This is a genomic window from Roseateles sp. GW821-FHT02E12 (assembly GCF_059421665.1).
Map to the genome: position 1 here is coordinate 376,297 of NZ_JBWKVK010000004.1, position 20,636 is coordinate 396,932.

Sequence of the window (20,636 nt, forward strand, 5' to 3'; positions counted from 1 at the left end):
GCACGGCGTGTGCCCAGCCATCTGTCGCATTGGCTGTCGATTCGTCGCCCGTTGATGGGGCAGGGCGCAGAGCCTTCCTACACTCGCGCCCCATGAGCTTCACCGAGGAATTCACCCAGGCCCTGCGCAACCAGCGCGTGCTGATGAAGCACCGCCCGGACCGGCTGCGCGTGCGGCTGCTGATCTACCTGCTCTGGTTTCTCTTCTTCGGCTTCTTCTTCGCGACGCTTCACGGCCTGCAAAGCGGCCGATTGGGCGCGGCCCGTTGGTGGGCTGGAGACCTGCCCGGCCACCTGCTCGTCAGCGCCTGCGTGACGGCGTGCTTCTTCTTCATCTTTCGCGGTTTCGAGAAGCTGGCGCCCCAGCGCTGGCTGGACGCAATCGTCGGTTGGCGGGACTGGCGCGCAGGCCTGTTCTACACGTCGGTCTCGGTCGCCTGCTCGGCCATCGGCGTCGTCATCGGCCTGGCGGCGGTGGACCGGATCTGGCTGACGCAGAGCTGGAACAAGGCGCTCACGCAACCGGCGTTCTGGGCCGAGTTCCTCGTCATCTCGGCCATCATTTCCATCTTCATCGGCCTGCGTTACCGCGCCCGCTGGAAGCAGGAGGCCATGCAGGCTCGCGTTACCGAGGCGCAGCTGCGGCTGCTGCAGGGCCAAATCGAGCCGCACTTCCTGTTCAACACGCTGGCCAACGTGCAAAGCCTCATCGACTTCGACCCCGAACGGGCCAAGCTGATGCTGGAGCGCTTCACCGACTACCTGCGGGCCAGCCTGGGCCAGCTACGTGGCGATTCGACGACGTTGACCCAGGAGTTCGCCATGCTGGAGGCCTACCTCGGCCTGATGCAGTTGCGCATGGGCGAGCGGCTGCGGGTGCGCCTGGCCTTGCCGGCCGAGCTGGCCGGATTCGAGCTGCCGCCGCTGCTCTTGCAACCGCTGGTGGAGAACGCCATCCACCACGGCCTGGAGCCCAAGATCAGCGGCGGCGAGATTGCCGTCAGCGCCCGTCGCGAAGCCGGCCGGCTCGTCGTTGACGTCGAGGACGACGGCCAGGGGCTGGACGCTCCCAAGCGCCGCGGCGGCAACGGCGTCGCCCTCGCCAACATCCGCGCCCGCCTGGAAGCCCGCTGGGGCCCCACCGCCACACTGGAACTGCTGCCGCGTGACGGCGGCGGCACGCTGGCCCGCATCCACATCCCTTCACAACACACCTCGCCATGACCACCGCCCCCACTGCGCTGATCGCCGACGACGAACCCCACCTGGCCCAGTACCTCAAGGCCCAACTGGCACAGGCCTGGCCCGAGCTGCAGATCGTCAAGGTCGCCGCCCACGGCATCGAGGCCGCCGAGGCCATCGCCGAGCTGGAACCCGACATCGCCTTCCTCGACATCCAGATGCCCGGCCTGACCGGCCTGGAGGTGGCGCAGGGCATCGAGGGCACGACGCGCGTCGTCTTCGTGACGGCCTACGACCAGTACGCCATCGATGCCTTCGAGGCGCGCGCCGTGGACTATCTGCTCAAGCCGCTGAAGGCCGACCGCCTGGCCCGCTGCGTGGAGCGCCTGCGCGCCGAGCCCGCCGCCGGCAGCAACAGCAGTGGTGACGAGGCGCTGGCGGAGACGCTCAAGCGCCTGCTGCCCGCGGCCGCCGGCGGGGCACCTGCCCGCCTGCGCTACATCCGCGCGGCCCAGGGCGAGCTGATGCACCAGGTGCCGGTCGACGAGGTGCTGTTCTTCCACGCCGACGACAAGTACACCATCGTGCAGACGGCGACCGCCGAGCACCTGATCCGCACACCCATCTTCGAGCTGGCCGGCCAGCTCGACCCCGAGCGCTTCTGGCAGATTCACCGCTCCACCATCATCAACCTCGACCACCTCGCCGGCACGCGCCGCGATGACCAGAGCCGGCTTTTCGTGCGCATTCGCGGCAAGGGCAACGAGCTGCCCGTCAGCCGCGCCTACGTCCATCTATTCAAGGCGATGTAGGCGTCACGCGGTGCGGCTAGAGTCAGGGTGCTTGAAAGGCACCCGGACATGCTCTCGCGCCGCAGCGTCACCCTGACTCTCGCCAGCCTGCTGGCCGCGGGTCGAACCCATGCAGGCGACGATGGGCAGTTGATCTGGGTCAGCGGTGAGGTGCCGCCCTATTTGTCGCGGGGCGCCAAGGGCCCCGAGGGCTATGCGTTCGAGCTCTATCAGCGCGTTTGCAAGCAGGCCGAACTGACGGTCGAACTGCACTTCTACCCCTGGGCACGCGCGATGCGCATGCTGCTGAGCCGCCAGGCGCATGCCGGCCTCGTCGTGGCACGCTCGCCAGACCGCGAGGCCCGCTTCCAGTGGCTGTTCCCGGTCGGGAACTTCCGCTTCGCGATTTTCAGCCGCTCCGAGGACGGCACCATGCCCGCCCACATCGAGGCGCTGCGAACGCGGCGCATCGGCTCTATGCGGGCCTCGGCCAGCCGTGAGCTGCTGACGACCATCGGCATGCCGAACGTCATCGAAGGCAAGGACTATCCCGAGCTGCTCGCCCTGCTGCGGCGTGGCTTGGTCGACGTCGTCATCGGCCCCGAACCGGTCCTGCGCACCCTGCTGGCCCAGCAGCAGGCGTCGATGCAGTTGCGCAGCACCGTGCTGGACATCCACCTCGACCTCTACGCCGTTGCCGGCCCGGCCATGCCCGACGACGTCCGGCGTCGCCTGATGGCGGCCTACCAGCAGCTTGTCGACAACGGTTTCGTCGCCCAGTTGAAGAAACGCCACCCCGACGCTTTCTTTGACGACTAGGGCCGCTGCTGGCATGTCCGGAAACTGCCAGGATCTGGCAGGGCCCCGGCCTAGACTGGCTGCATGTCATCCGAACTCCTGCCCCCCGACGCCGCCTACGCCGTGCTGCAGTCGCACGACGCGCGCTTCGACGGGCGGCTCTACGTCGGCGTCACGTCGACGGGCATCTACTGCCGCCCCGTCTGCCGCGTGCGGCTGCCGCGGCGCGAGAACTGCCGCTTCTTCTCGACGGCCGCGCAGGCCGAGGCCGAGCGCTTTCGCCCGTGCATGAAATGCCGGCCCGAGCTGGCGCCGCGGCCGCTGGCCTGGACGACGATGGACGCCTCGCGCACGCTGGCCCAGCAGGCCGCCGCCTGGCTGGATGCCTGCGACGACGCCGAGGCCAGCGTCGAAGGCCTGGCAACGCACCTGGGCATCACGAGCCGCCACCTGCGCCGCATCTTCCAGACCGAGCATGGCGTCTCGCCGCTGCAATACCTGCAGACACGCCGCCTGCTGCTGGCCAAGGCCCTGCTGACCGACAGCACGCTGCCCGTCCAGGAGGTGGCCTACGCAGCCGGCTTTGCCAGCCTGCGCCGTTTCAACGCGGCCTTCATCGAGCACTACCGGCTGCAGCCCACGACCCTGCGTCGTGTTGGGCGCGAGGGCAGCGGGGCCGGGCCGGCGTCGCGGCTGCGTTTGAGCTACCGCGAGCCGTATGACGTAGCCGGTGTGCTGGCCTTCCTCGCACCGCGTGCCATCGCCGGGGTCGAGAAAGTGGAGGGCAACTGCGTCACGCGCACGCTGGCCCTGACCCACGCCGGCCAGCGCCATGCCGGCTGGATGCGTGTGAGTTTCGACAAGGCGGGCGAGGTGGGTGTCGAGCTGTCCGCGGCGCTGTGGCCGGCCGTCGGTTCGCTGCTGCCGCTGCTGCGGCGCTGGCTGGACCTGGACGCCGACCCGCAGGCGATTGCCGCCGCGTTGGGCGAGGGCGCCGTGGCCGGCCAGCGCCTGCCTGGCTGCGTGGACCGCTTCGAGCTGACGGTGCGTGCCGTGCTGGGTCAGCAGGTCACCGTCGCCGCGGCACGCACGATCGCTGGCCGCTTCGTCGAGCGCTTCGGCGAAGAGCTTCCCGACTCGCCCGAAGGCTGCCAGCGCCTGTTCCCGACGCCAGAGCGCATCGCCGCCGCAACGCGCGACGACATCGCGTCGCTGGGCATCATCGGCCGGCGCGCCGACAGCCTCATCGCGCTGGGCCAGGCCTGGCCGACGCTGGCCTTTGCGCGCCGCGAAGGCACGCCGGAGGCCGCTGCCGAGGAGCTGACGGCCATCCCCGGCATCGGCCCCTGGACGGCCGGCTACATGCTGATGCGCGGCTGGAGCTGGCCCGATGCCTTCCCACCCGGCGACGTCGTGCTGCGCAAGACCCTGAGTGGCGACGGCCCGTTGCTGTCCCCCAAGGCCTATCTCGAAGCCGCGGAGCACTATCGCCCCTATCGCAGCTACGCCGTACTTCATCTCTGGAGACATTCATGAGTCATCACATCCTGCAGCGCCGCATTGCGACGCCCCTTGGCCCGCTGACAGCGGCGCGCAGTGCGACGGGCCTGTCGGGCCTGTGGTTCGACGATCAGAAGCACCACCCCGGCGCGCTCGACGTTCCCGAGGATGACGGCAGCGACGCCGTGCTAACCGCCACCGCCACGGCGCTCGCCGCCTACTTCAGTGGCAAGCCCTTCAAGTTGCCGCCGCTGGACCCGGCCGGCACGGCCTTCCAGCGCGAGGTCTGGCAGGCCTTGCTGACCATCGCACCCGGAACGCCCGACACCTATGGCCATCTGGCCGAGCGCCTCGGCCGTGCCCAGGCCGCGCGGGCGCTGGGCGCTGCGGTCGGCCGCAATCCGATCTCCATTCTCATCCCCTGCCATCGCGTCGTCGGCGCCGACGGCTCGCTGACCGGCTACGCCGGCGGGCTGGAGCGCAAGCAGGCCTTGCTCACCCTGGAAGGCGCGACGGCATGAAGGCTTTCGACATCGGCGAGCTGGTGCTGCTCGCCGCGCTCTGGGGCGCGTCCTTTTTGTTCATGCGCCTCGGGGCCCACGAGTTCGGCCCGATCGCGCTTGCGGCGGTACGCGTTGGCCTGGCCAGCGTCATGCTGATTCCGCTGCTGGCTTCGCGCGGCCAGCTGTCAGACCTGCGAACGCATTGGAAGGGGCTGCTGCTCGTCGGCGCGCTGAACAGTGCCATCCCCTTCGCGCTGTTCTCGTTCGCGGCCCTGTCCATCACGGCGGGTCTGTCCAGCATCGTCAACGCGACGACGCCGCTGTGGACGGCCATCGTCGCCTTCGTCTGGCTGCGCCAGGGGCTGACGCCGCTGCGCGTGCTGGGCCTGGTGATCGGCTTTGCCGGCGTGGCCTTCCTGGCCTGGGACAAGGCCAGCTTCAAGCCCGGTGCCGACCACAGCGGGTTCTGGGCCGTGCTGGCCTGCGCAACAGCCACCTTCTGCTACGGCGTTGCCGCGAACGCAACCAAGCGCTACCTCGCCGGCGTGCCGGCGCTGACCGTGGCAACCGGCAGCCAGTTCGCCGCCGCGCTGCTGCTGGCGCTGCCGGCCGCGTGGCTGTGGCCCGCGGCCATGCCTGGCGGCGTGGCCTGGGGCAGCGCGCTGGCGCTGGCGGCCCTGTGCACGGCCCTGGCCTACATCCTCTACTTCCGGCTGATGAGCCGCGTGGGGCCGACGAACGCGGTGTCCGTCACCTTCCTGATCCCGTTGTTCGCCATCCTGTGGGGCGCGCTGTTCCTGCATGAGGCCGTCACGGCGCAGATGGTGGCGGGCGGTGCCGTCGTGCTGGTGGGGATTGCGCTGGCGCTCGGGTTGGTGGGGCCGAAAGCGCGCTGAGGTCGCGGCGGAATCGCAGGGAATTGCAGGCCGCCTCGGCGGTCGGCGCAAATGGTGGTAGCGTGCGGCCCACAATATTTGGTAGCGCTACCTTTGTGCGCCTGGAGACTGCATGACGACCTCGTTCCTTCTGCGCCGCTGGGCCGGCGCCCTCGGCCTGCTGGCCTCGCAACTGCTGGCTCCGGCCGCCATCGCCCAGCCCTCGGGCGGCCCCTACGGCCCGGTGCCGCAGCGCTACGCGGTGCCCAAGGCGCCGCATGTCTACTTCGTGGCGCCTGACGGCAAGGCGGAAGCCTCCGGTGCTTCGATCACCGAGCCCACCTCCATCGAGACGGCGATCACGCGCGTCGTCACGGGCGACGCCATCGTCATGCGCGGCGGCACCTATCGCACCGGCGGGCTGCAGCTCAACCAGGGCATCACCATCCAGCCCTATCTGGATGAAACCCCGGTGCTCAAGGGCACACGCGTGGCCACCGAGTGGCAGAGCCTGGGCAACAACGTCTGGCGAACGAAATGGGCGACGCTGTTCCCCGCCCAGCCCATGGACTGGTGGCAGCCCGACCGCGAAGGTGCTCTGACGCCGCTGCACCGCTTCAACAACGACATGGTCTTCATCGACGGCGAGCCGCTTCAGTCCGCCGGCTGGGCGGGTGAGATGGGAGCCAAGGGCTACTACGTCGACTACGCGAAGGGGCATGTCTACATCGGCGTGAACCCGGCCGGCAAGCTGGTCGAGATCACGGCGCACGACATCGCGCTGCATCGCCCCTCGCGCGCCGTGCACGGCAAGGCCTCGGACCGCCGGGGACCGACGCTGCGCGGCATCACCTTCACGCAGTACGCCTACCGCGCCATCGACATCGAAGGCAAGAAGCCCTCGACGCTGGTGTCCGAAGAGCCCACCGACGACCCCGTTGGCCCTTCGGCTGAGGGCAACCATGGCAAGGAGGTGGTGGGCACGCTGCTGGAGAACGTCACCATCAGCCACTGCTCGCGCGTGGCCGGCTATTTCCGCGGCGACAAGCTCGTCATCCGCAACTCGCTGGTCAGCGACACCAGCACCGAAGGCATTTATGTCATCGGCTCGTCCGACGTGCTGCTGGAGCGCAATATCGTCCGCCGCAACAACGTCGAGCGTCTGACCGGCTACTACCCGTCTGCGGTGAAGATCTTCAACCAGTCTTACCGCGTCGTTGTGCGCGACAACCTCATCATCGAGCAGCCGCATTCCAACGGCGTCTGGTACGACGTGGGCAACGTCGATGGTGTGTTCATCAACAACTACGTCGAGGGCACGCAGGCGGGCCTCTTCTTCGAGATCTCCAAGGGCGTGACGGTTGCGGGCAATGTGTTCGTGAACAACCAGCAGGGCATCCGCGTGCTGAACAGCGCGGGCGCCAAGGTGCTGCACAACACCTTCGTCAATTCGCCGGTACTGGTCGACCGCAACGAGCGCAGCGCCCAGGGCGACCACTTCGGCTGGCACCCGCAGACGGGGCCGGACGTGAACGAGCGCGTGGGCCATGTCTTCGAGGGCAACCTGCTGGTGGCCGATGCCGCGCTGAAGGGGCCGCTGCTGCGCATCGAGCAGGCGCCCGTTACCTGCGGCAAGGTCACGCAACCGATGGTGGAGCGGGTCGATGGCAACGTCTACGTGCGATCCGGCGGCGGCCAGCCCCTGGTCAACTGGGCGCCGGTGCCGGGCACGCCCTGCCAGGCGCAGTTCGCCAGCCTCGACGATTTCCGGCAAGCCGTGCCTGGCGTGGAAGCCAAGGGCAGGGCGCTGACGTCGTACGAGGGTGCCGTCTTCCGCAGCTTGGAGCTGCGCCGCTTCGAGCTCGCTCGCGTGCCCGAGGGCGTGCAGCCGCTGCCGGTGGCCGAGCCGCTGCGCAAGCTGCTGGGCTGGACGGAGCCCAGCCATCTGCCCGGCGCGCTGCGCTAGCGCGTCAGCCAGCGGCGCAGCGCAAAGCTCGCACCGTCCACCAGAGCCACGAGGACGAGCATGGCCATGAGCACCGTGGCCGTCTTGTTCATCTGGAACAGGCCCATGTGGAACATCAGCAACTGCCCCAGGCCGCCGGCGCCGACGACGCCCAGCACGGCCGCGGCGCGGATGTTGTTCTCCCAGCGGTACAGCGTGTAGCTCATCAGCTGCGGCAGCACCTGGGGCAGCGTGGCGTACAGGAACACGCGCACCGTGCCGGCACCTTGGGCTCGCAAGGCGGCGCCGGGGCCAGGCGGGGCGTTCTCGAGCGCTTCCGCAAACAGCCGCCCCAGCACGCCGCTGGTGTGGATGGCCAGGGCCAGCGTGCCGGCGAACGGCCCCAAGCCCGCGCTGATAAGCAGCATGGACGCCCACACCAACTCGGGCACCGAGCGCAGCGCGTTCAGCAGCAGTCGCACACCGCCACGGGCGGGGCCTTGCAGCCGGCTGGCGGGCAAGGCCATCAGCATGCCCGCCAGCGCCGCCAGCAGCGTGCCCAGGGCGGACATGGCCAGCGTCTCCCACGCGCCCAGGGCCACACGGGCGACGAAGGCCGGGCTCAGGTCGGGTGGCACGAATTCGCCCAGGAAGCGCCCCATGCTGGCCAGCGATTCGGCCGACAGGAAGCTGCTCAGCTTGAGGTCCAGCGAAGCAAAGCTGGCGATGACGAGGGCCAGCACGCCCAACACCAGCCAGGCCGCGCGGCTGCGCGCGTCGAACAGCGGCGGCGGCAGGCGGTAGGGACGGTTGGCGGCACTCTTGCGCATGGCTAGCCCAGCGCTCGCCGCAGCGCGGCGCTCAATTGGTCGGCCAAGGCCACCAGCGCGACGAAGACGAGCAGCATCGTCATCACCTCGCCGCCGGCAAACATCTTCATCGAGCTGTCCATCTGCTGGCCCAGGCCGCCCGCGCCGACGAAGCCGAGCACGACGGAGCTGCGGATGGCGCACTCCCAGCGGTAGACGGTGTAGCTCGTCAGCTCGGCGGCGTTCTGCGGCAGAAGGCCGTAGGCAAAGGCCTGCAGCCGCGTCGCGCCATTGCGCAGCAGCGTCTGCGTGACCTGGGCGTCGCCGCTTTCCAGGATCTCGGCGTAGACCTTGCCCAGCATGCCGCCGTAGGTCAGCGCAATCGCCAGCACGCCGGCCGCAGGCCCCAGGCCGACGACGCGCACGAACACCAGGGCCCACACCAGCTCCGGCATGCTGCGCAGCACGATGAGCAGCAGGCGCACTGCGTGGCGCACGGCGTAGGGCAGGGCGGCCATGCGGCCGGCCAGCGCCGAGATGGACAGCGTGCGCGTGGCCGCCAGTGTCAGCGGCACGGCGATGACGAGGCCCAGCGTGATGCCCGCCGTGGCGATGGCCACGGTGCGCCAGGTCTCGCGCGCCAGCATCAGCAGGAAGTCGCTGCTCAACGCCGGCGGCAGGAAGCTGGCCACGAAGCGGCCCGTCACGCGCAGCGAGTCGGCCTCCAGCAGCAGCCAGGGCTTGAACTCGGTGGCCACCAGCAGCGGCCACAGCAGCACGAGTGCCGCGGCCGAGAGGCCTACGCGCCCCAGCCAGGCCGGATCGCGGCGGGCCGGCGTGCTCAGCGGCATTGCATCACCACGGGCGCAGCCGGCGCCGGCGGCTCGTCGGTCGGCGCGGCGCCGTGCAACTCGTGCTCATGCGACGCGTACAGCCGCGCCAGCAGCTCGGGCGTCACCTCGGCCGAAGGCAGGTCAAACACCATCCGGCCGTCGCGCAGGCCCAGGATGCGCGGGAAATGGGCCAGCGCCACCTCCACCTGGTGCAGCGTGGCCACGAGGGAGATGCCGCGCGCGGCGGCCTCGCGCACCAGGGCCGCGACGGCGCGCTGGGCGCGGGCCGGGTCCAGCGCAGACAGCGGCTCGTCCACCAACCACAACCGGGCCGGCGACACCAGCGCACGCGCCAGGCCCACGCGCTGGCGCTCGCCGCCGGAGAGGCGGTCCACGCGCTCGAAGAGCTTGTCGCTCAGCTCGAAGGCCTCCAGCGCTTCGTCGGCGGCGGGGATGTCCACCGGGTAGAACAGCGAGCGCAGCGCCGTCCACAGGCTCCAGCTCGGCAGCCGGCCAGCCAGTACGGCGGTGACGACGCGCTGGCGCGGCGGCAGGGGTGGCACCTGGGGCACGAGGATCAACTGGCCGCGCAGGCGCTGCAGCGCGCGCCGCGGCAGCGTCCACGGCAAAGCGTTGTCCACCATCAGCTGGCCGGCCGAAGGCGGGCGGGCGCAGGCCAGCACTTCCAGCAGCGTCGTCTTGCCCGCGCCGGACGGGCCGATGACGGCCACTTGCTCGCCAACGGCGATGTCCACGGTCAGGCCGGCCAGCGCGTCCGGCGCGCCGCGCCGAGCGGTGGCATGGCGCGCGGACAGGTCTTGCAGGGAGATCTTCACGGGCACGACTCTATCGGTAGAGTGACGGCATGAACGCACCCACCAGCCCGGCCACGTCCTCTGAACCCCGTCTGACCTCGCTGTCCCACGGCGGCGGCTGCGGCTGCAAGATCGCGCCGGGCGTGCTGTCGGAGATCCTCAAGGGCATGCCGGCCATGCCCATCCCGAAGGAATTGCTCGTCGGCATCGAGACGGCCGACGATGCCGCCGTCTACCAGCTCAACGACGAGCAGGCGCTGATCGCGACGACGGATTTCTTCATGCCCATCGTCGACGACCCCTTTGACTTCGGTCGCATCGCGGCGACCAACGCGATCAGCGACGTCTACGCGATGGGCGGCCGGCCCATCCTGGCGCTGGCCCTCGTTGGCATGCCGATCAACGTGCTGTCCACGCACACGATTGGCCGCGTGCTGGAAGGCGGTGCCTCGGTCTGCCGCGCGGCCGGCATTCCCATCGCGGGCGGCCACACCATCGATTCGGTCGAGGCCATCTACGGCCTGGTGGCGCTGGGCCTCGTGCACCCCAAGCGCGTCAAGCGCAATGCCGATGCGCGCCCGGGCGACGTGCTGGTGCTCGGCAAGCCGCTGGGCGTGGGTGTCATGAGCGCGGCGTTGAAGAAGGAGCAGCTCGACGCCGAGGGGTATGCCCGCATGATCGACACGACGACGAAGCTGAACACGCCGGGGCCTGACCTGGCCGCGCTGCCGGGCGTGCACGCGTTGACCGACGTGACCGGTTTCGGCCTGGCCGGCCATGCGCTGGAGCTGGCGCGCGGCTCGGGCTGCACGGTGGAGATCGACTGGCGCGCCGTGCCGCTGCTGGCGGGTGTGCGCGAGTTGGCCCAGCGCGGCTTCGTCACCGGGGCGTCCGGGCGCAACTGGGCGGGTTATGGGCAGGACATCCAGCTCCCGGCCGACTTCGCCGCCGAGGACCGCGCGCTGCTGACCGATCCGCAGACCAGCGGCGGGCTGCTGGTGTCCTGCGAGCCCGGCGCGGTCGACGAGGTGCTCGCGGTCTTCACGCGCCACGGCTTCACCGCCGCGGCGGTCGTGGGGCGGGTTACAGCGGCCGGCTCGCAGCCGCTGCGCGTGCAGGGCTGATCACTTCGGCTTGGCCTCCGCCGCCCCGTCCAGGCGGATCACGCGGTGCGCGCGGCTTTCCGTGTCGTTCAGCGACTCGCTGACGAGGCGGTTGTGCTGCTCCCAGTCCTCGGCGCTGCGGATGATGCTGGGCTTGATGAGCACGATGAGCTCGCGCTTGCGGCCGTTGTTGGCGCGGTTGCCGAACAGCATCGACGTGAGCGGGTTGCTATCGGCGCCCGGCAGGCCGGAGCCGCGCCGCGTCGCTTCCATCTGCATCAGGCCGCCGATGGCGACGATCTGCCCGTCGGGGATGCGCACCACGGTGTCGCTCTCGTTGACGCTGGCGCTGGCCAGCGGCAGGCGGAAGTTGCCCACCGAGCCAAGGTCGACCTGCTTGACCTTCTCGGTCACGTTGGAGACCGAGGGGTGGACGTGCAGCGTGATCATGTCGGCCGCGTCGATTTGCGGCGTCACATCCAGCGCAATGCCGCTGAAGAAGGGCGTCAGCGTCAGCGTCGGGATCTGGTTGGTGGTGCCGTTCGTGCCGGTGTTGCTCGCGTTGCTGCCACTGTTGCTGCCGCTGATGCCGGTGATGAAGTAGTCGTCGGTGCCGACCTTCAGCACCGCCTTCTGGTTGTTCAGCGTCGCGATGCGGGGGCTCGACAGGATCTGCGTGTCACCGTGGGTTTCGATGAAGCTCAGGAGCGCCTGGAAGCCGCCGCGTGCCAGCGCCAGGCCGAAGGTGCCGCCGCCGGCCGAGGGCAGCGGGATGAGGTCGGGCCAGGCCGGGCTTTGCGTGCCGCTGGACAGCACGGGCAGGCCGCGCGTGTTGCTGACCAGCGGATTGAGGATGGTGCTGACGCCGCTCGGGATGGAGGGGTTGACGCTGGTCTGGCCGATGGCGCTGCGGTCACCGATGCGCGACCAGTCGATGCCGCTCTGGTAGCCCTCGCGCAGCTCGACCTCGACGATCTTGGCCTCCAGCATGACCTGGCGCTCGACGGCGATGCGCGTCGCCTTCAGCCAGGCCTCGACATGGCGCAGCTCCTCCGGCATGGCGCGCACGGCCACCGTGCCGGTTTGCGGGCTGGTGATGACGGTGCGGCCTTCACCACTGCCGACCAGCGCCTTCAGCGCGTTGTTCGTTTCGCTCCAGAAGTCGCTCGACACCTTGGTGCTGAGCTGGGTGCTGTCCTGCTGTTGCACGGTGGGCGCGCTGCCGCCAGTGGCCGAGCCGGTCGCGCCCGTGGCACCGCTCTGGCTGCTGGCCGGCGCGGCGCCGGAGCTGACGCGCACATCGCTGCGGCCGCTGCGCTGGTGGGCCAGCGCGTTGATGGTGAACACGCGGGTTTGCAGCGTGGGCGGGAAGACGGTGATGCGGCGGCCGTCGATGGTGTAGTCGAAGCCGTAGACGTCGCGGATGGCGTCCAGCGATTCGCGCAGCGTGACGCCCTTGAGCGTGACCGACAGCTGGCCCGACACGGCCGGGTGCACGAGCATGCTGTAGCGCGTGTCGCTGACGAGGGACAGGAAGACATCACGCGCCGGCGCGCCGTTGACGATGAGGTCGAAGCGCGGCTCCGGCGGCAGCGCGGGGGGCGGCGCCGGCACGGGTTGGGCCTGGGCGACCGGCGCTGCGGCCACTGCAGCTGAGGCTGCATGAGCCGGCGGCACGGCGCGTTGGGCTTGCAGCTCTTCGCGCAGCGACTGGCTGGGCTGGGCGACGCGCAGTGGCTTGTCGGCACAACCTGACAGTCCTGCTGCCAGCAGCACGGCGGCGCTCAGCAGCGAAAGACGGGGAACGGCGGCCTTCATGGCTTCTCCTTGGATTTCTTGGCGCCGGATGCGGCCGGGGCCGCAGGCGCTGGCGGGCGTTTTTCAACGCCGCCATAAAGCGGTTCGCGACGGACCTGACCGGCCTCGCGCAGCCAGACGGCCTGTTCGGTGATGCGTTCGATGCGCGCGCCGTCGAGTTGGTCGCCTACGCCGAAGCGCCGGCCGCGCTGCACGACATAGGCGCGGCCGTCGGCAAAGACGACCTGGCGGATGGCATTGCTGCCCGGCTCGGCACTCGATGCAGCTGGCGCCGCTGATGCGGCCATGGCGCTGCGCAGCGCGGGTGGCCAGGCAGTGGGGTCGCGGGCGGGCTCGTCAGCGCGGGCCGCAAGCGCCGGCAGCAGGAGCAGCAGAAAGAGGGCTCTCATGGCTGCACCTTCAACAGGAACAGCTGGGCCTGCAGCCGCGGCGGCTCCTTGCCGCCGCTGGCGCTCAGCCGCATTTCGCCCCAGCGCAGGCCAGGCAGTTCGCGTTCCAGCGCCTGCAGATAGCCCTGGGTGTCGCGGTAGCTGCCTTGCACCTGCAGCTCCACGCCCTGCCAGCTCATGCCGGCCATGGCGGGCAAAGCCGGTGGTTGTGGGCTCGCGGCCGGGGCGGAGGCCGCGGGCAGGGCGACGGGCGCGTCCTCCAGCAACCGCAGCCTTTCCAGCACCAGCCCTGGTTGTTGGGCCAGCAGCCGCTGCAGCACGACCGAGAGGCCCTCGCCCTCGCTGACGGAGCCGGCCTTGCGCAGCTCGTCGTCCAGCCGGATGCGTTCGGCGCGGGCGGTGTCGAGCTGGATGCGCAGCTGGCCGCTGGGGTCGTTGGTATCGCCGCTGGCGGCAACGAACTGATCGCGCAGCTGGGTCAGCTCGGTGGCCTGCTGCGCCCGCTGGTCACTGCGCTGCTTGGCGCGCACGGCCTGGGGCGAGAGCACCAGCGTGTCGAACAGGGCTGCCAGCACGGCGAAGATGCTGAGGAAGAGGATGGCGCGCTCGCGCAGGCTCAGCGCGTCGATGCGCTTGGCCTGGCGCTCCCAGGCCGCCAGCAGCGGCGCCAGGCGCTTGCGCAGCAGGGCGCTGTCGATGGTGGTCTGTGCCTTCATCGTGTGGCTCCCGAGGCGGCACTGGCTTGTCCCGCAGGCGCACTCACGACGCGGAAGGCCCAGACCGGCAGGCTGCTTTGAGCGAGCGGGCCGTTGCGCTCCAGCAGCGGGTTGTTGGTGGACTCCGTGCCCGGTGCGCCGGGGCGCTCCACGCGCAGGGCCGACAGCTCCTGGCCGGCGAGCAGCGGGTGCGCGGCGAGCTGGCTCAGCCAGGGCCGCAGCAAGCTGGTGTCGAGCGTGCCGCCGACGAGTTCGACGCGGCCCGGTGCGTAGCGCAGCTCGCTCAGCCAGGCGGATTCGGGCAGGCTGCGCGCGATGAGGGCGAGCAGGTCGGAGTGGCGTTGGCCGGCCTTGCGGCTGCTGCTGGCGCCCAGGCTGGCCAGCAGCGCCTGGCGCTGGTTGTTGCCGGCCTGCATGGCCTGGAGTTGCTGTTGCAGGGCGTTGGCGTCCTGCGGTGCGGGCAGGTTGGCGCGCGCCACGATGAGCTGCTGGCGTTGCGTGGCGTACTGAGTGAGCAGGGCTTGATGGTCCGTCTCGGCTTGGCGGTCGCGCTGCTGCATCCACAGCGACGCCGCGACGCCCACGATCGCCAGCAGCCCGGTGGCCTGCAGCAACGTGACGGCCGAGAAATACCGCTTGGGCGCCAGCAGGATGGGCGTGAGGAGATTGATCTGCTGAGCCATCAGAGCTGCCGGGTCTCGGTGCGCAGGGCGGCGCCCAGCAGGGGGATGCAAGCGGCCAGGGCCTGGGCGGCGTCGCCCTCGGGTGCCGGGCGCTCGGCGGCGAAGGCGGCGAAGGGGTCCAGGGCCACGGTGCGCTGGCCGAGTTCGCGCTGGATCAGCGTGGCGACCTCGGGGCCGTGCTCTGCGGTGATGACGTACAGGCGCGCCAGCGGCAGCTCGGGCCAGCTGCGCTCCCAGACGTCGATGGAGCGCTGCAGCTCGACGACCAGGGGCGATTCCTGGGGCGCGTTGACGTCGAAAGTCCCACCCGGCTGGTACTCGAAACCCAGCGGCAGTTCAGCCGCGCCGGCGTCCTGCTGCTCGCCACGGGCACGCGCCAGCAGGCTCGGGTCCGCCTCGATGCGGCGGGTGTAGAAAAGCTCGTCGCCCGCACAGACGATGAGGATGCACAAGCCCTCGTCGACGAAGACAGCGGCGCAGGCCCGGGTGGCGAGTTCGTCGGCACGGGCCTGCTGTGTGAGCAGGTTGCGCAACGCCGTCTCCCAGACGTCGACGATGGAAATCTGATCGGTCAGCGGGGCGGCGCCGTCGGTCAGCGCCTTGATGGCACTGTTGCGCGCCGCAACGACGAAGAGCTGGCGTTGTGCGCGTTCCACATCGCCGCCGACGTGCATGACGTCCAGCGTCAGCTCGGCGACTTCCATGTCCACCATCTCCTTGACCTGCCAGCGTGCCGCGGCCTTGAGTTCCTCCTGGGGCACGTTGGGCGTGTCGACCTTGAGGATCTGGTAGTCCGCCGGGTCGAGCAGGGCAATGGCGTCGCCCGCAGGGACGGGTCTTGCCTCCGGCAGCAAACCCCAGCGCAGCAGTCGGGCGGGGGCATCACCAGGTGCGCCGTCAGTCAGCACGAAGGCGTGCTGGTTGCCGACGCGGCGCAGCAGCAGGCGCTGGCCACCACGGCGGGGAGTCCAGGGCCAGCGCATCAGTAGTTCTCCCGCTGGTAGAGCACGCCGTTGCTGCCGCGGTAAAGGCCCCACACGGCGCGGGCGCTGGGGTCGCTGATGTTGGTGTTGCCACACCAGGCACCGCGCAGCGAGGTCAGGTTGGCGCCGGTCGTGGCGGCCGTCGTGGCCGTCCAGCCGCCAGAAGTCTTCAGGCAGGACTGGTCGGCCGGGCTGGCGCCAACGCCGAGTGCGATGGCGACGTCAACGCTGCCCACCCGGTTGCCGCCAGGGGCGGACAGTGTGATGAAGGTGTTGATCGCCGGGCTGACCGTGACGGAAGCGGGATTCATGACCGCGTCGGCGGCCTGGAGCCCCCTGCGGAAGTTGCCGAAGCTCAGGTTGGCGGCGGTCACGCGGGTGCAGGAATCCAGAGTATTGGCCTTGAAGACGTTGGTGTTGCTGTCCCAGTACTGGGCCACGAGCGGCAGGTTCAGCGCCCGGTTGGCGGCGCTCATGCCATTTTGTAGGCGCAGCCGACCATAACGCAGGGGGATTTGCCCGAGCCCGGTGCGATCGTTGCCGACGACGGTGGGGTCGGTATCGATATCGAAAGCGGCCATGCGAACCTGATCGGAGTCGACGGCGGCGATGCCGAAGGCGGCGTCGAAGGGGCCGTCAGGCGCGCCACCGCGCAGGGCGGCGGCGGTGAGCGTCACGTCGGCGGTACCGAGGGGCGCGGTAGGCACCGTGCCGTCCGACCAGGCGCCTGCACTGGATCGGAAGGCCAGCCGCGCACCCACGAACCGAGTGCCATTGGCCGTGTCGACGCCGGCGAGGTTGTAGGTGGCCGCGGTGGCCGCCGGCGTGGCGATCGGCAACTTGGCGAAGGCGCCGGTGTAGTTTGCAGTCGTGATGCCGCTCAAGTTGACCGCCGTGAGGCGGAACACAAGCTGGAAGTCTTCGTCGAGATAGGTGAAGGCGGCGGGGGAGGCGCAGGCCATCGCGCTGCGATGCCTGGGCGACACCGGGTTCAGCAAGGGCACGGCGGAGACCTTGAAGCCCGCGGGGATGAAGCGACCGATCTGTTCGCTGGCCGTGCCCGTCACCGCACCGGTGGCCGCGCCGACGCCGAGGTAGCTGCCGGAGGCCAAGGTGGGCAGCATGGTCACGATGCCGACTTCGCTGTAGGCGAGATTGGCAACGGTGGCAAAGCCGCTGTTGAAGCCACTCACCGTCGCGTTGGCCAAGGTGCCGGAGGTGCCGGCAGGCAGCACCAGCGTCGGCGTCAGCAACACCTTTTCCAGGCTGGATTCCTTGCCGAAATTGGGCGTTGTGGCACCGGTGGACGTGGTGGCAGTGATGCGCGCTGAAAACGGCGCGCCGGCTTTGACAAAGGCCGCATCGCCGGCCGCCGCTGCCTTGGGGTTGGCAGTGAAAGGGCTGGCCGCATCGGCGATGTTGGTGACGGTGAAACCGCCAGGCTTGGTGACGAAGGCGAGGCTGCTGCCGTTGATCAGGTCGCTGCTGCCACCCACGCTGGCCGTGAAATTGAAATGGAGCAGGGTCTTGCCGACGTCGGCGAAGGTCAGCTTGAAGGGCGCGTTGCCGTTGCTGTCGAAGGCCATGGCCACCGGCGTGTAGCTCAGCGTGGCGTTGTTGTCGTTGCGCTGGATGACGGTGCTCGCCTTGGCGGCGGGCGGCGTGCCCGGCGTGAAACTGGCGATGGTCATCAGATTGCTGCCGCTGCAGGTGGCCGGGTCACTGCACTGGTAGGCCCAGTTGATGTTGTTGCTGCCGGTCAGCGCAGCCTCGCAGGCCTGCGTGCTCGTGCCGCTCTTGACGGCGCGCAGGTAGTAGTAACTGCCGCTTTGGGTGCCGGCCGTGTGCACCGGCAGCGCGGCCTCCGTGCCGCCGGCCGCGGCGGAGACGATGAAGCCGGCGCGCTTGAAATTGGTCGTGCAACTGCCGGCCGCCGCGCAATTGACGCCGTCGGGGCAGCATTGCCGGGGGTTGGAGGCTGATGTCGATTCCGCGCCGAGCGAGACGGTGACGTTGGTGTTGTCGGCGCCGCCCGGCAAACTCAGCGTCGCGGTCGCGACGCCGTTGACGAAACTGACGATGCTGGGGGTCAGCGTGCCGGTAGGCGCGGTCAGTACCGCGGTGCCGTTGATCGACGTCTCGACGCTGCATGAGCTCGCATTGGTGGAGCAGGCCTTGACGGTTACCGTGGTCGGCAGGCACGTGAGGCTGTTCGTCGGCAGTGACAGCTCATAGTGATCCAGCGGCGGCAGGCAGACACGTGGCGTCGCCGCCATGTCGGCCGTCAACTCGAGCGCGCTGATCTCGTAGTTGTAGACCCGCATCTCGTCGATGAGGCCGTTGGCCGAGTTCAGCGTGGCGTTGGCAGGCGCAGTGCTGCTGCGGTTGTCGCCGACGAAGAGGGTGCCGATGCTGTTGTCGAGGGTGCCGGTCGTCGTCGTCGTCGTGGCTCCGACCTGTGTGCCGTTGATGTAGATGCGCAGCACGCTTTGGTTGTTGCCCGTGGCCAGTTTCCACGTGACGGCAACGTGCTTCCAGGTGCTCGCGGTGACCACCTGCACCGGAGTGACCGTCGACACCACGGTGCCGCCGCTGTCGGTGATGGTGGCCCGCAGCGAGCCGTCGCTCTGCCGCACGAGGAAGAAGGGCTTGCTGGCCGACGTTGTCGCGTCCAGCAAGACTGCGGCTGAGTTGCTCCAGGCCGTGTTGGCTGAGTACCAGAGGGTGACGGCGCCCTTGTCGCCAATGGCTGAATTGACGTCGAGCAGTGTGTCGACGGCATCGCTGGTGTTGGTCGTATTGGCAGGGACGTTGAGCGAGCGGCAGACTTTGGCAGTGGGCGAGGTGGTCGGCGCGCCGACGCGAACCCCGTTGTTGCTGTTGCCGCTGCTGTCGGCCACCTCACCGACGCGGCCGCTGTAGCTGTATTCGTCGAAGCGGTATTCGGCCTTGCGCGTCGGCGTGCCGCTGGGCACGAACCAGCGGATGGCGCTGCCGTTGGCGTTGTAGCCGCTGTTGTAGGAGTACTGCGTGTAGTCGTTGCTGTCGACCTGTACACCGATGGTGGCCTTGGAGCCGGTGGCATTGGCGTTGCCGTACTGGAATTTGAACTCGCCGTTCTCGTACAGGATGATCTGGAAGGTGTAGGGCGTCGTCGTGCTGTATTGGTAGACGCCGTTCCAGGAGACGACGAGGTAGCGGTTGGGCGCCGAGCCCTTTTGCTCCCAGGTCACGCCGCCGCTGCCGTTCTGGCTGGGGTTCAGGTCGGTCCAGTAGGCGAGGATGACGTTGGTGGTGGCAGCCGCCGTGCAGCCGCTCTGTGCGCCTGCACTCGCGGCCGGCAGGGTCGTGTTGGTGAAGCTGCGAAAGAAGCCCGTGTCGGTGCCGAACTGCAGGCCACCATTGGTCAGCACGCGCACCGACGTGTAGTTGGTGCCGGCGAAGCTGAACTTGAAGCCGCCCGTGAAGGTAATCGTCGCCTTGTCGTCGTCGCCGGGGTAGCCGGTGCAGGTCTTGTCCCACGTGCTGATGGCGTTGGCGGCGGATTCCCAGGCAAAGCTGTCGCTGCGGAAGGTGTAGCTGGACGCGGCCTGGGCGAGGCTGCCCAGCAGCGCCAGCAGCAAGAAGGCGAGGACAAGGCGCAACGTCTTCATTTGGCGAGGCTCCGGCTGAGCTGGCGCTCGGCATAGGCCGGCTCGGTGGTGGCGGCATTGGGACAGATGCCACCGCCGGGGATGTTGCAGGCCGTGGCGACGAGCACATAGAAGGCCAGCGTCTTTGCGCCGTCGCTGACAGTGCCGGCGCCGGGTGTGCGTACGCAGCTGACGGTCACGGTGAAATCGGAGAGCTGGTCGGGCAGCTGGAAGCTCTTGGTGGCAAAGCAGGCCGGCTGCGCGGAGCCGGGCAAGACCTGGTAGCTGCCCCATTCCAGGCCGGCGAGCGCCGCCTGGTAGGCCTTGGATGCGGCCAGCTCACCGGCCGAGCCGAGCTGCTGGCGCTGGGTCAGCGAGGCCAGCGCCACACCCATGGCCGCCAGCGCCACCAGGATGAAGAGCATCGAGACCACTGTGAAGCCGCGGTGTGTGGGGGCCCCGTGCGTCATGGCAGATTGTCCACATGGACTGCGTGGTAGAGGGTCACCGTCTCACCCTGGGCCTGCAGCGAGATCTGCAGCGTGACGAGGGCATAGCGGGCCGCAACGGCACCGGCATTGAAGCTGAAGGTGCAGGCCGAGACATTGCGTGCCAGCACCGCGCTCGTGCCGCCGGATGGCGGGTCCGGCTGGGTGGCGTTGAAGCCATAGCCGCTGTAACGCGTCAGCGTCTTGGCTGTCGTGTCGCAGCGGTAGCTGACGGGGGGCTCGATGGCGTAGACGCGGAAGGGCGGCGCCTGCAGCGAGTTGGGCAGGGCAGCGCCGGTGACGTTGACGTTGCCTGCGCTGCCGGCAGCGTTGCTGGACGTGCGCACGTTGTTGAGCGTGTAGGCGTCGGCGTCTGAGATGCCGGCGCCGAGGTTGAGCCAAGCCAGTTGCTGGCTGGCGTGGCTGAGCGTGAGGGGCGGGCCGATGATCGAGAAAGTGGGGATGGGCGAGACGCCGAACTGCAGTGCACCGGGGGGCTCGGTTGCATACCTCGCCGCGCCGCTGACCGGGATGAGCTCCACGCTCATGCCGCTGCCTGACACGCGGGCGCTGTTGGGCAGTGCCAGGCTCAGGTCGCGGGCCATGCGGCGCAGGGCGGTGTCTGCCTGATCGCCCAACTGGGCGCGTGTCGCGCTGGCGAAATAGGCCGTCGTCGCCGGCACGATGAACACGGACACGACGGCGATGACGATGCCGGTGATGGCGATCACCATCACCGACTCGATCAACGTGAAGCCGCGCTCAGCTTGCATG

At 69.4% G+C, this 20,636-nt stretch carries 19 protein-coding genes; 8 read left to right on the forward strand and 11 right to left on the reverse strand.

The annotated features are described in order from the left end of the window. Positions 1-92: 92 nt before the first annotated feature. The 7 genes from AC07V5_RS24475 (at position 93) to AC07V5_RS24505 (ending at position 7,614) form a co-directional block, all read left to right on the forward strand. Entirely contained in the window at positions 93-1,223 is a 1,131-nt protein-coding gene (locus tag AC07V5_RS24475; RefSeq protein WP_495118333.1) for a sensor histidine kinase, read from the forward strand. Beyond that, positions 1,220-1,993, forward strand: a complete 774-nt coding sequence (locus AC07V5_RS24480; protein ID WP_495118334.1) for a LytR/AlgR family response regulator transcription factor — start codon at positions 1,220-1,222, stop codon at positions 1,991-1,993. Before AC07V5_RS24475 ends, AC07V5_RS24480 begins: the two co-directional genes overlap by 4 nt. A 48-nt stretch (positions 1,994-2,041) precedes the next feature. Then, positions 2,042-2,791, forward strand: coding sequence for a substrate-binding periplasmic protein (locus AC07V5_RS24485; RefSeq protein ID WP_495118335.1), 750 nt, complete (start codon positions 2,042-2,044; stop codon positions 2,789-2,791). A 63-nt stretch (positions 2,792-2,854) separates the two neighbouring features. Continuing rightward, on the forward strand, positions 2,855-4,306 hold the full coding sequence (locus AC07V5_RS24490; RefSeq protein WP_495118336.1) for an Ada metal-binding domain-containing protein: 1,452 nt from the start codon (positions 2,855-2,857) through the stop codon (positions 4,304-4,306). Further along, a complete protein-coding gene (locus AC07V5_RS24495; protein ID WP_495118337.1) occupies positions 4,303-4,791 on the forward strand; it encodes a methylated-DNA--[protein]-cysteine S-methyltransferase in 489 nt (162 codons plus the stop codon). The genes AC07V5_RS24490 and AC07V5_RS24495 overlap by 4 nt, the downstream gene beginning before the upstream one ends. Next, positions 4,788-5,669 (forward strand): DMT family transporter, encoded by an 882-nt coding sequence (locus AC07V5_RS24500; protein ID WP_495118338.1) that lies wholly within the window; start codon positions 4,788-4,790, stop codon positions 5,667-5,669. The genes AC07V5_RS24495 and AC07V5_RS24500 overlap by 4 nt, the downstream gene beginning before the upstream one ends. Positions 5,670-5,781: 112 nt before the next feature. Further along, positions 5,782-7,614, forward strand: a complete 1,833-nt coding sequence (locus AC07V5_RS24505) for a right-handed parallel beta-helix repeat-containing protein (RefSeq protein WP_495118339.1) — start codon at positions 5,782-5,784, stop codon at positions 7,612-7,614. Here the strand turns inward: AC07V5_RS24505 and phnE are convergent. The 3 genes from phnE to AC07V5_RS24520 are packed head-to-tail and all read right to left on the reverse strand — an operon-like array spanning position 7,611 to position 10,071. After that, the gene (gene phnE / locus AC07V5_RS24510; protein ID WP_495118340.1) at positions 7,611-8,423 is read right to left on the reverse strand and encodes a phosphonate ABC transporter, permease protein PhnE; all 813 of its coding nucleotides are present in this window, start codon (positions 8,421-8,423) and stop codon (positions 7,611-7,613) included. The two genes, AC07V5_RS24505 and phnE, sit on opposite strands and share 4 nt — an antisense overlap. Before the next feature lie 2 nt (positions 8,424-8,425). Further along, positions 8,426-9,253 carry a PhnE/PtxC family ABC transporter permease gene (locus tag AC07V5_RS24515; RefSeq protein ID WP_495118341.1) on the reverse strand — a complete coding sequence of 276 codons (828 nt, stop codon included), beginning with the start codon at positions 9,251-9,253 and terminating at the stop codon, positions 8,426-8,428. Continuing rightward, a complete protein-coding gene (locus tag AC07V5_RS24520; RefSeq protein ID WP_495118342.1) occupies positions 9,244-10,071 on the reverse strand; it encodes a phosphonate ABC transporter ATP-binding protein in 828 nt (275 codons plus the stop codon). The genes AC07V5_RS24515 and AC07V5_RS24520 overlap by 10 nt, the downstream gene beginning before the upstream one ends. Before the next feature lie 29 nt (positions 10,072-10,100). On the opposite strand from AC07V5_RS24520, the gene selD reads away from it, so the two are divergent. Next, positions 10,101-11,174, forward strand: coding sequence for a selenide, water dikinase SelD (selD, locus tag AC07V5_RS24525; RefSeq protein ID WP_495118343.1), 1,074 nt, complete (start codon positions 10,101-10,103; stop codon positions 11,172-11,174). On the opposite strand, the gene AC07V5_RS24530 is transcribed toward selD, so the two are convergent. From AC07V5_RS24530 to AC07V5_RS24565, 8 genes are read right to left on the reverse strand one after another with little or no spacing between them, the layout of a single operon-like run. After that, on the reverse strand, positions 11,175-12,971 hold the full coding sequence (locus tag AC07V5_RS24530; RefSeq protein ID WP_495118344.1) for a secretin GspD/PilQ domain-containing protein: 1,797 nt from the start codon (positions 12,969-12,971) through the stop codon (positions 11,175-11,177). Next, on the reverse strand, positions 12,968-13,360 hold the full coding sequence (locus AC07V5_RS24535) for a hypothetical protein (protein WP_495118345.1): 393 nt from the start codon (positions 13,358-13,360) through the stop codon (positions 12,968-12,970). Before AC07V5_RS24535 ends, AC07V5_RS24530 begins: the two co-directional genes overlap by 4 nt. Then, positions 13,357-14,076 carry a hypothetical protein gene (locus tag AC07V5_RS24540; RefSeq protein ID WP_495118346.1) on the reverse strand — a complete coding sequence of 240 codons (720 nt, stop codon included), beginning with the start codon at positions 14,074-14,076 and terminating at the stop codon, positions 13,357-13,359. The genes AC07V5_RS24535 and AC07V5_RS24540 overlap by 4 nt, the downstream gene beginning before the upstream one ends. After that, on the reverse strand, positions 14,073-14,759 hold the full coding sequence (locus AC07V5_RS24545) for a PilN domain-containing protein (RefSeq protein ID WP_495118347.1): 687 nt from the start codon (positions 14,757-14,759) through the stop codon (positions 14,073-14,075). Before AC07V5_RS24545 ends, AC07V5_RS24540 begins: the two co-directional genes overlap by 4 nt. Continuing rightward, positions 14,759-15,742 carry a hypothetical protein gene (locus tag AC07V5_RS24550; protein WP_495118348.1) on the reverse strand — a complete coding sequence of 328 codons (984 nt, stop codon included), beginning with the start codon at positions 15,740-15,742 and terminating at the stop codon, positions 14,759-14,761. The genes AC07V5_RS24545 and AC07V5_RS24550 overlap by 1 nt, the downstream gene beginning before the upstream one ends. Then, positions 15,742-19,395: a DUF6701 domain-containing protein gene (locus tag AC07V5_RS24555; RefSeq protein ID WP_495118349.1), complete on the reverse strand. Its 3,654-nt coding sequence runs from the start codon at positions 19,393-19,395 to the stop codon at positions 15,742-15,744. Before AC07V5_RS24555 ends, AC07V5_RS24550 begins: the two co-directional genes overlap by 1 nt. Beyond that, positions 19,392-19,799 (reverse strand): agglutinin biogenesis protein MshP, encoded by a 408-nt coding sequence (locus AC07V5_RS24560; protein ID WP_495118350.1) that lies wholly within the window; start codon positions 19,797-19,799, stop codon positions 19,392-19,394. Before AC07V5_RS24560 ends, AC07V5_RS24555 begins: the two co-directional genes overlap by 4 nt. Before the next feature lie 41 nt (positions 19,800-19,840). After that, positions 19,841-20,635, reverse strand: coding sequence for a type II secretion system protein (locus tag AC07V5_RS24565; RefSeq protein WP_495118351.1), 795 nt, complete (start codon positions 20,633-20,635; stop codon positions 19,841-19,843). Between the last annotated feature and the right edge of the window lies 1 nt (position 20,636).

Bases quoted from the DNA above. Each gene is read 5' to 3' on its own strand.
- AC07V5_RS24505 (WP_495118339.1), top strand. From the start codon at position 5,782: ATGACGACCTCGTTCCTTCTGCGCCGCTGGGCCGGCGCCCTCGGCCTG.
- AC07V5_RS24485 (WP_495118335.1), top strand. From the start codon at position 2,042: ATGCTCTCGCGCCGCAGCGTCACCCTGACTCTCGCCAGCCTGCTGGCC.
- AC07V5_RS24560 (WP_495118350.1), bottom strand. From the start codon at position 19,799: ATGCTCTTCATCCTGGTGGCGCTGGCGGCCATGGGTGTGGCGCTGGCC.
- AC07V5_RS24495 (WP_495118337.1), top strand. From the start codon at position 4,303: ATGAGTCATCACATCCTGCAGCGCCGCATTGCGACGCCCCTTGGCCCG.
- AC07V5_RS24535 (WP_495118345.1), bottom strand. From the start codon at position 13,360: ATGAGAGCCCTCTTTCTGCTGCTCCTGCTGCCGGCGCTTGCGGCCCGC.
- AC07V5_RS24480 (WP_495118334.1), top strand. From the start codon at position 1,220: ATGACCACCGCCCCCACTGCGCTGATCGCCGACGACGAACCCCACCTG.
- AC07V5_RS24555 (WP_495118349.1), bottom strand. From the start codon at position 19,395: ATGAAGACGTTGCGCCTTGTCCTCGCCTTCTTGCTGCTGGCGCTGCTG.
- phnE (WP_495118340.1), bottom strand. From the start codon at position 8,423: ATGCGCAAGAGTGCCGCCAACCGTCCCTACCGCCTGCCGCCGCCGCTG.
- AC07V5_RS24540 (WP_495118346.1), bottom strand. From the start codon at position 14,076: ATGAAGGCACAGACCACCATCGACAGCGCCCTGCTGCGCAAGCGCCTG.
- selD (WP_495118343.1), top strand. From the start codon at position 10,101: ATGAACGCACCCACCAGCCCGGCCACGTCCTCTGAACCCCGTCTGACC.
- AC07V5_RS24565 (WP_495118351.1), bottom strand. From the start codon at position 20,635: ATGCAAGCTGAGCGCGGCTTCACGTTGATCGAGTCGGTGATGGTGATC.
- AC07V5_RS24515 (WP_495118341.1), bottom strand. From the start codon at position 9,253: ATGCCGCTGAGCACGCCGGCCCGCCGCGATCCGGCCTGGCTGGGGCGC.
- AC07V5_RS24530 (WP_495118344.1), bottom strand. From the start codon at position 12,971: ATGAAGGCCGCCGTTCCCCGTCTTTCGCTGCTGAGCGCCGCCGTGCTG.
- AC07V5_RS24475 (WP_495118333.1), top strand. From the start codon at position 93: ATGAGCTTCACCGAGGAATTCACCCAGGCCCTGCGCAACCAGCGCGTG.
- AC07V5_RS24490 (WP_495118336.1), top strand. From the start codon at position 2,855: ATGTCATCCGAACTCCTGCCCCCCGACGCCGCCTACGCCGTGCTGCAG.
- AC07V5_RS24550 (WP_495118348.1), bottom strand. From the start codon at position 15,742: ATGCGCTGGCCCTGGACTCCCCGCCGTGGTGGCCAGCGCCTGCTGCTG.
- AC07V5_RS24500 (WP_495118338.1), top strand. From the start codon at position 4,788: ATGAAGGCTTTCGACATCGGCGAGCTGGTGCTGCTCGCCGCGCTCTGG.
- AC07V5_RS24545 (WP_495118347.1), bottom strand. From the start codon at position 14,759: ATGGCTCAGCAGATCAATCTCCTCACGCCCATCCTGCTGGCGCCCAAG.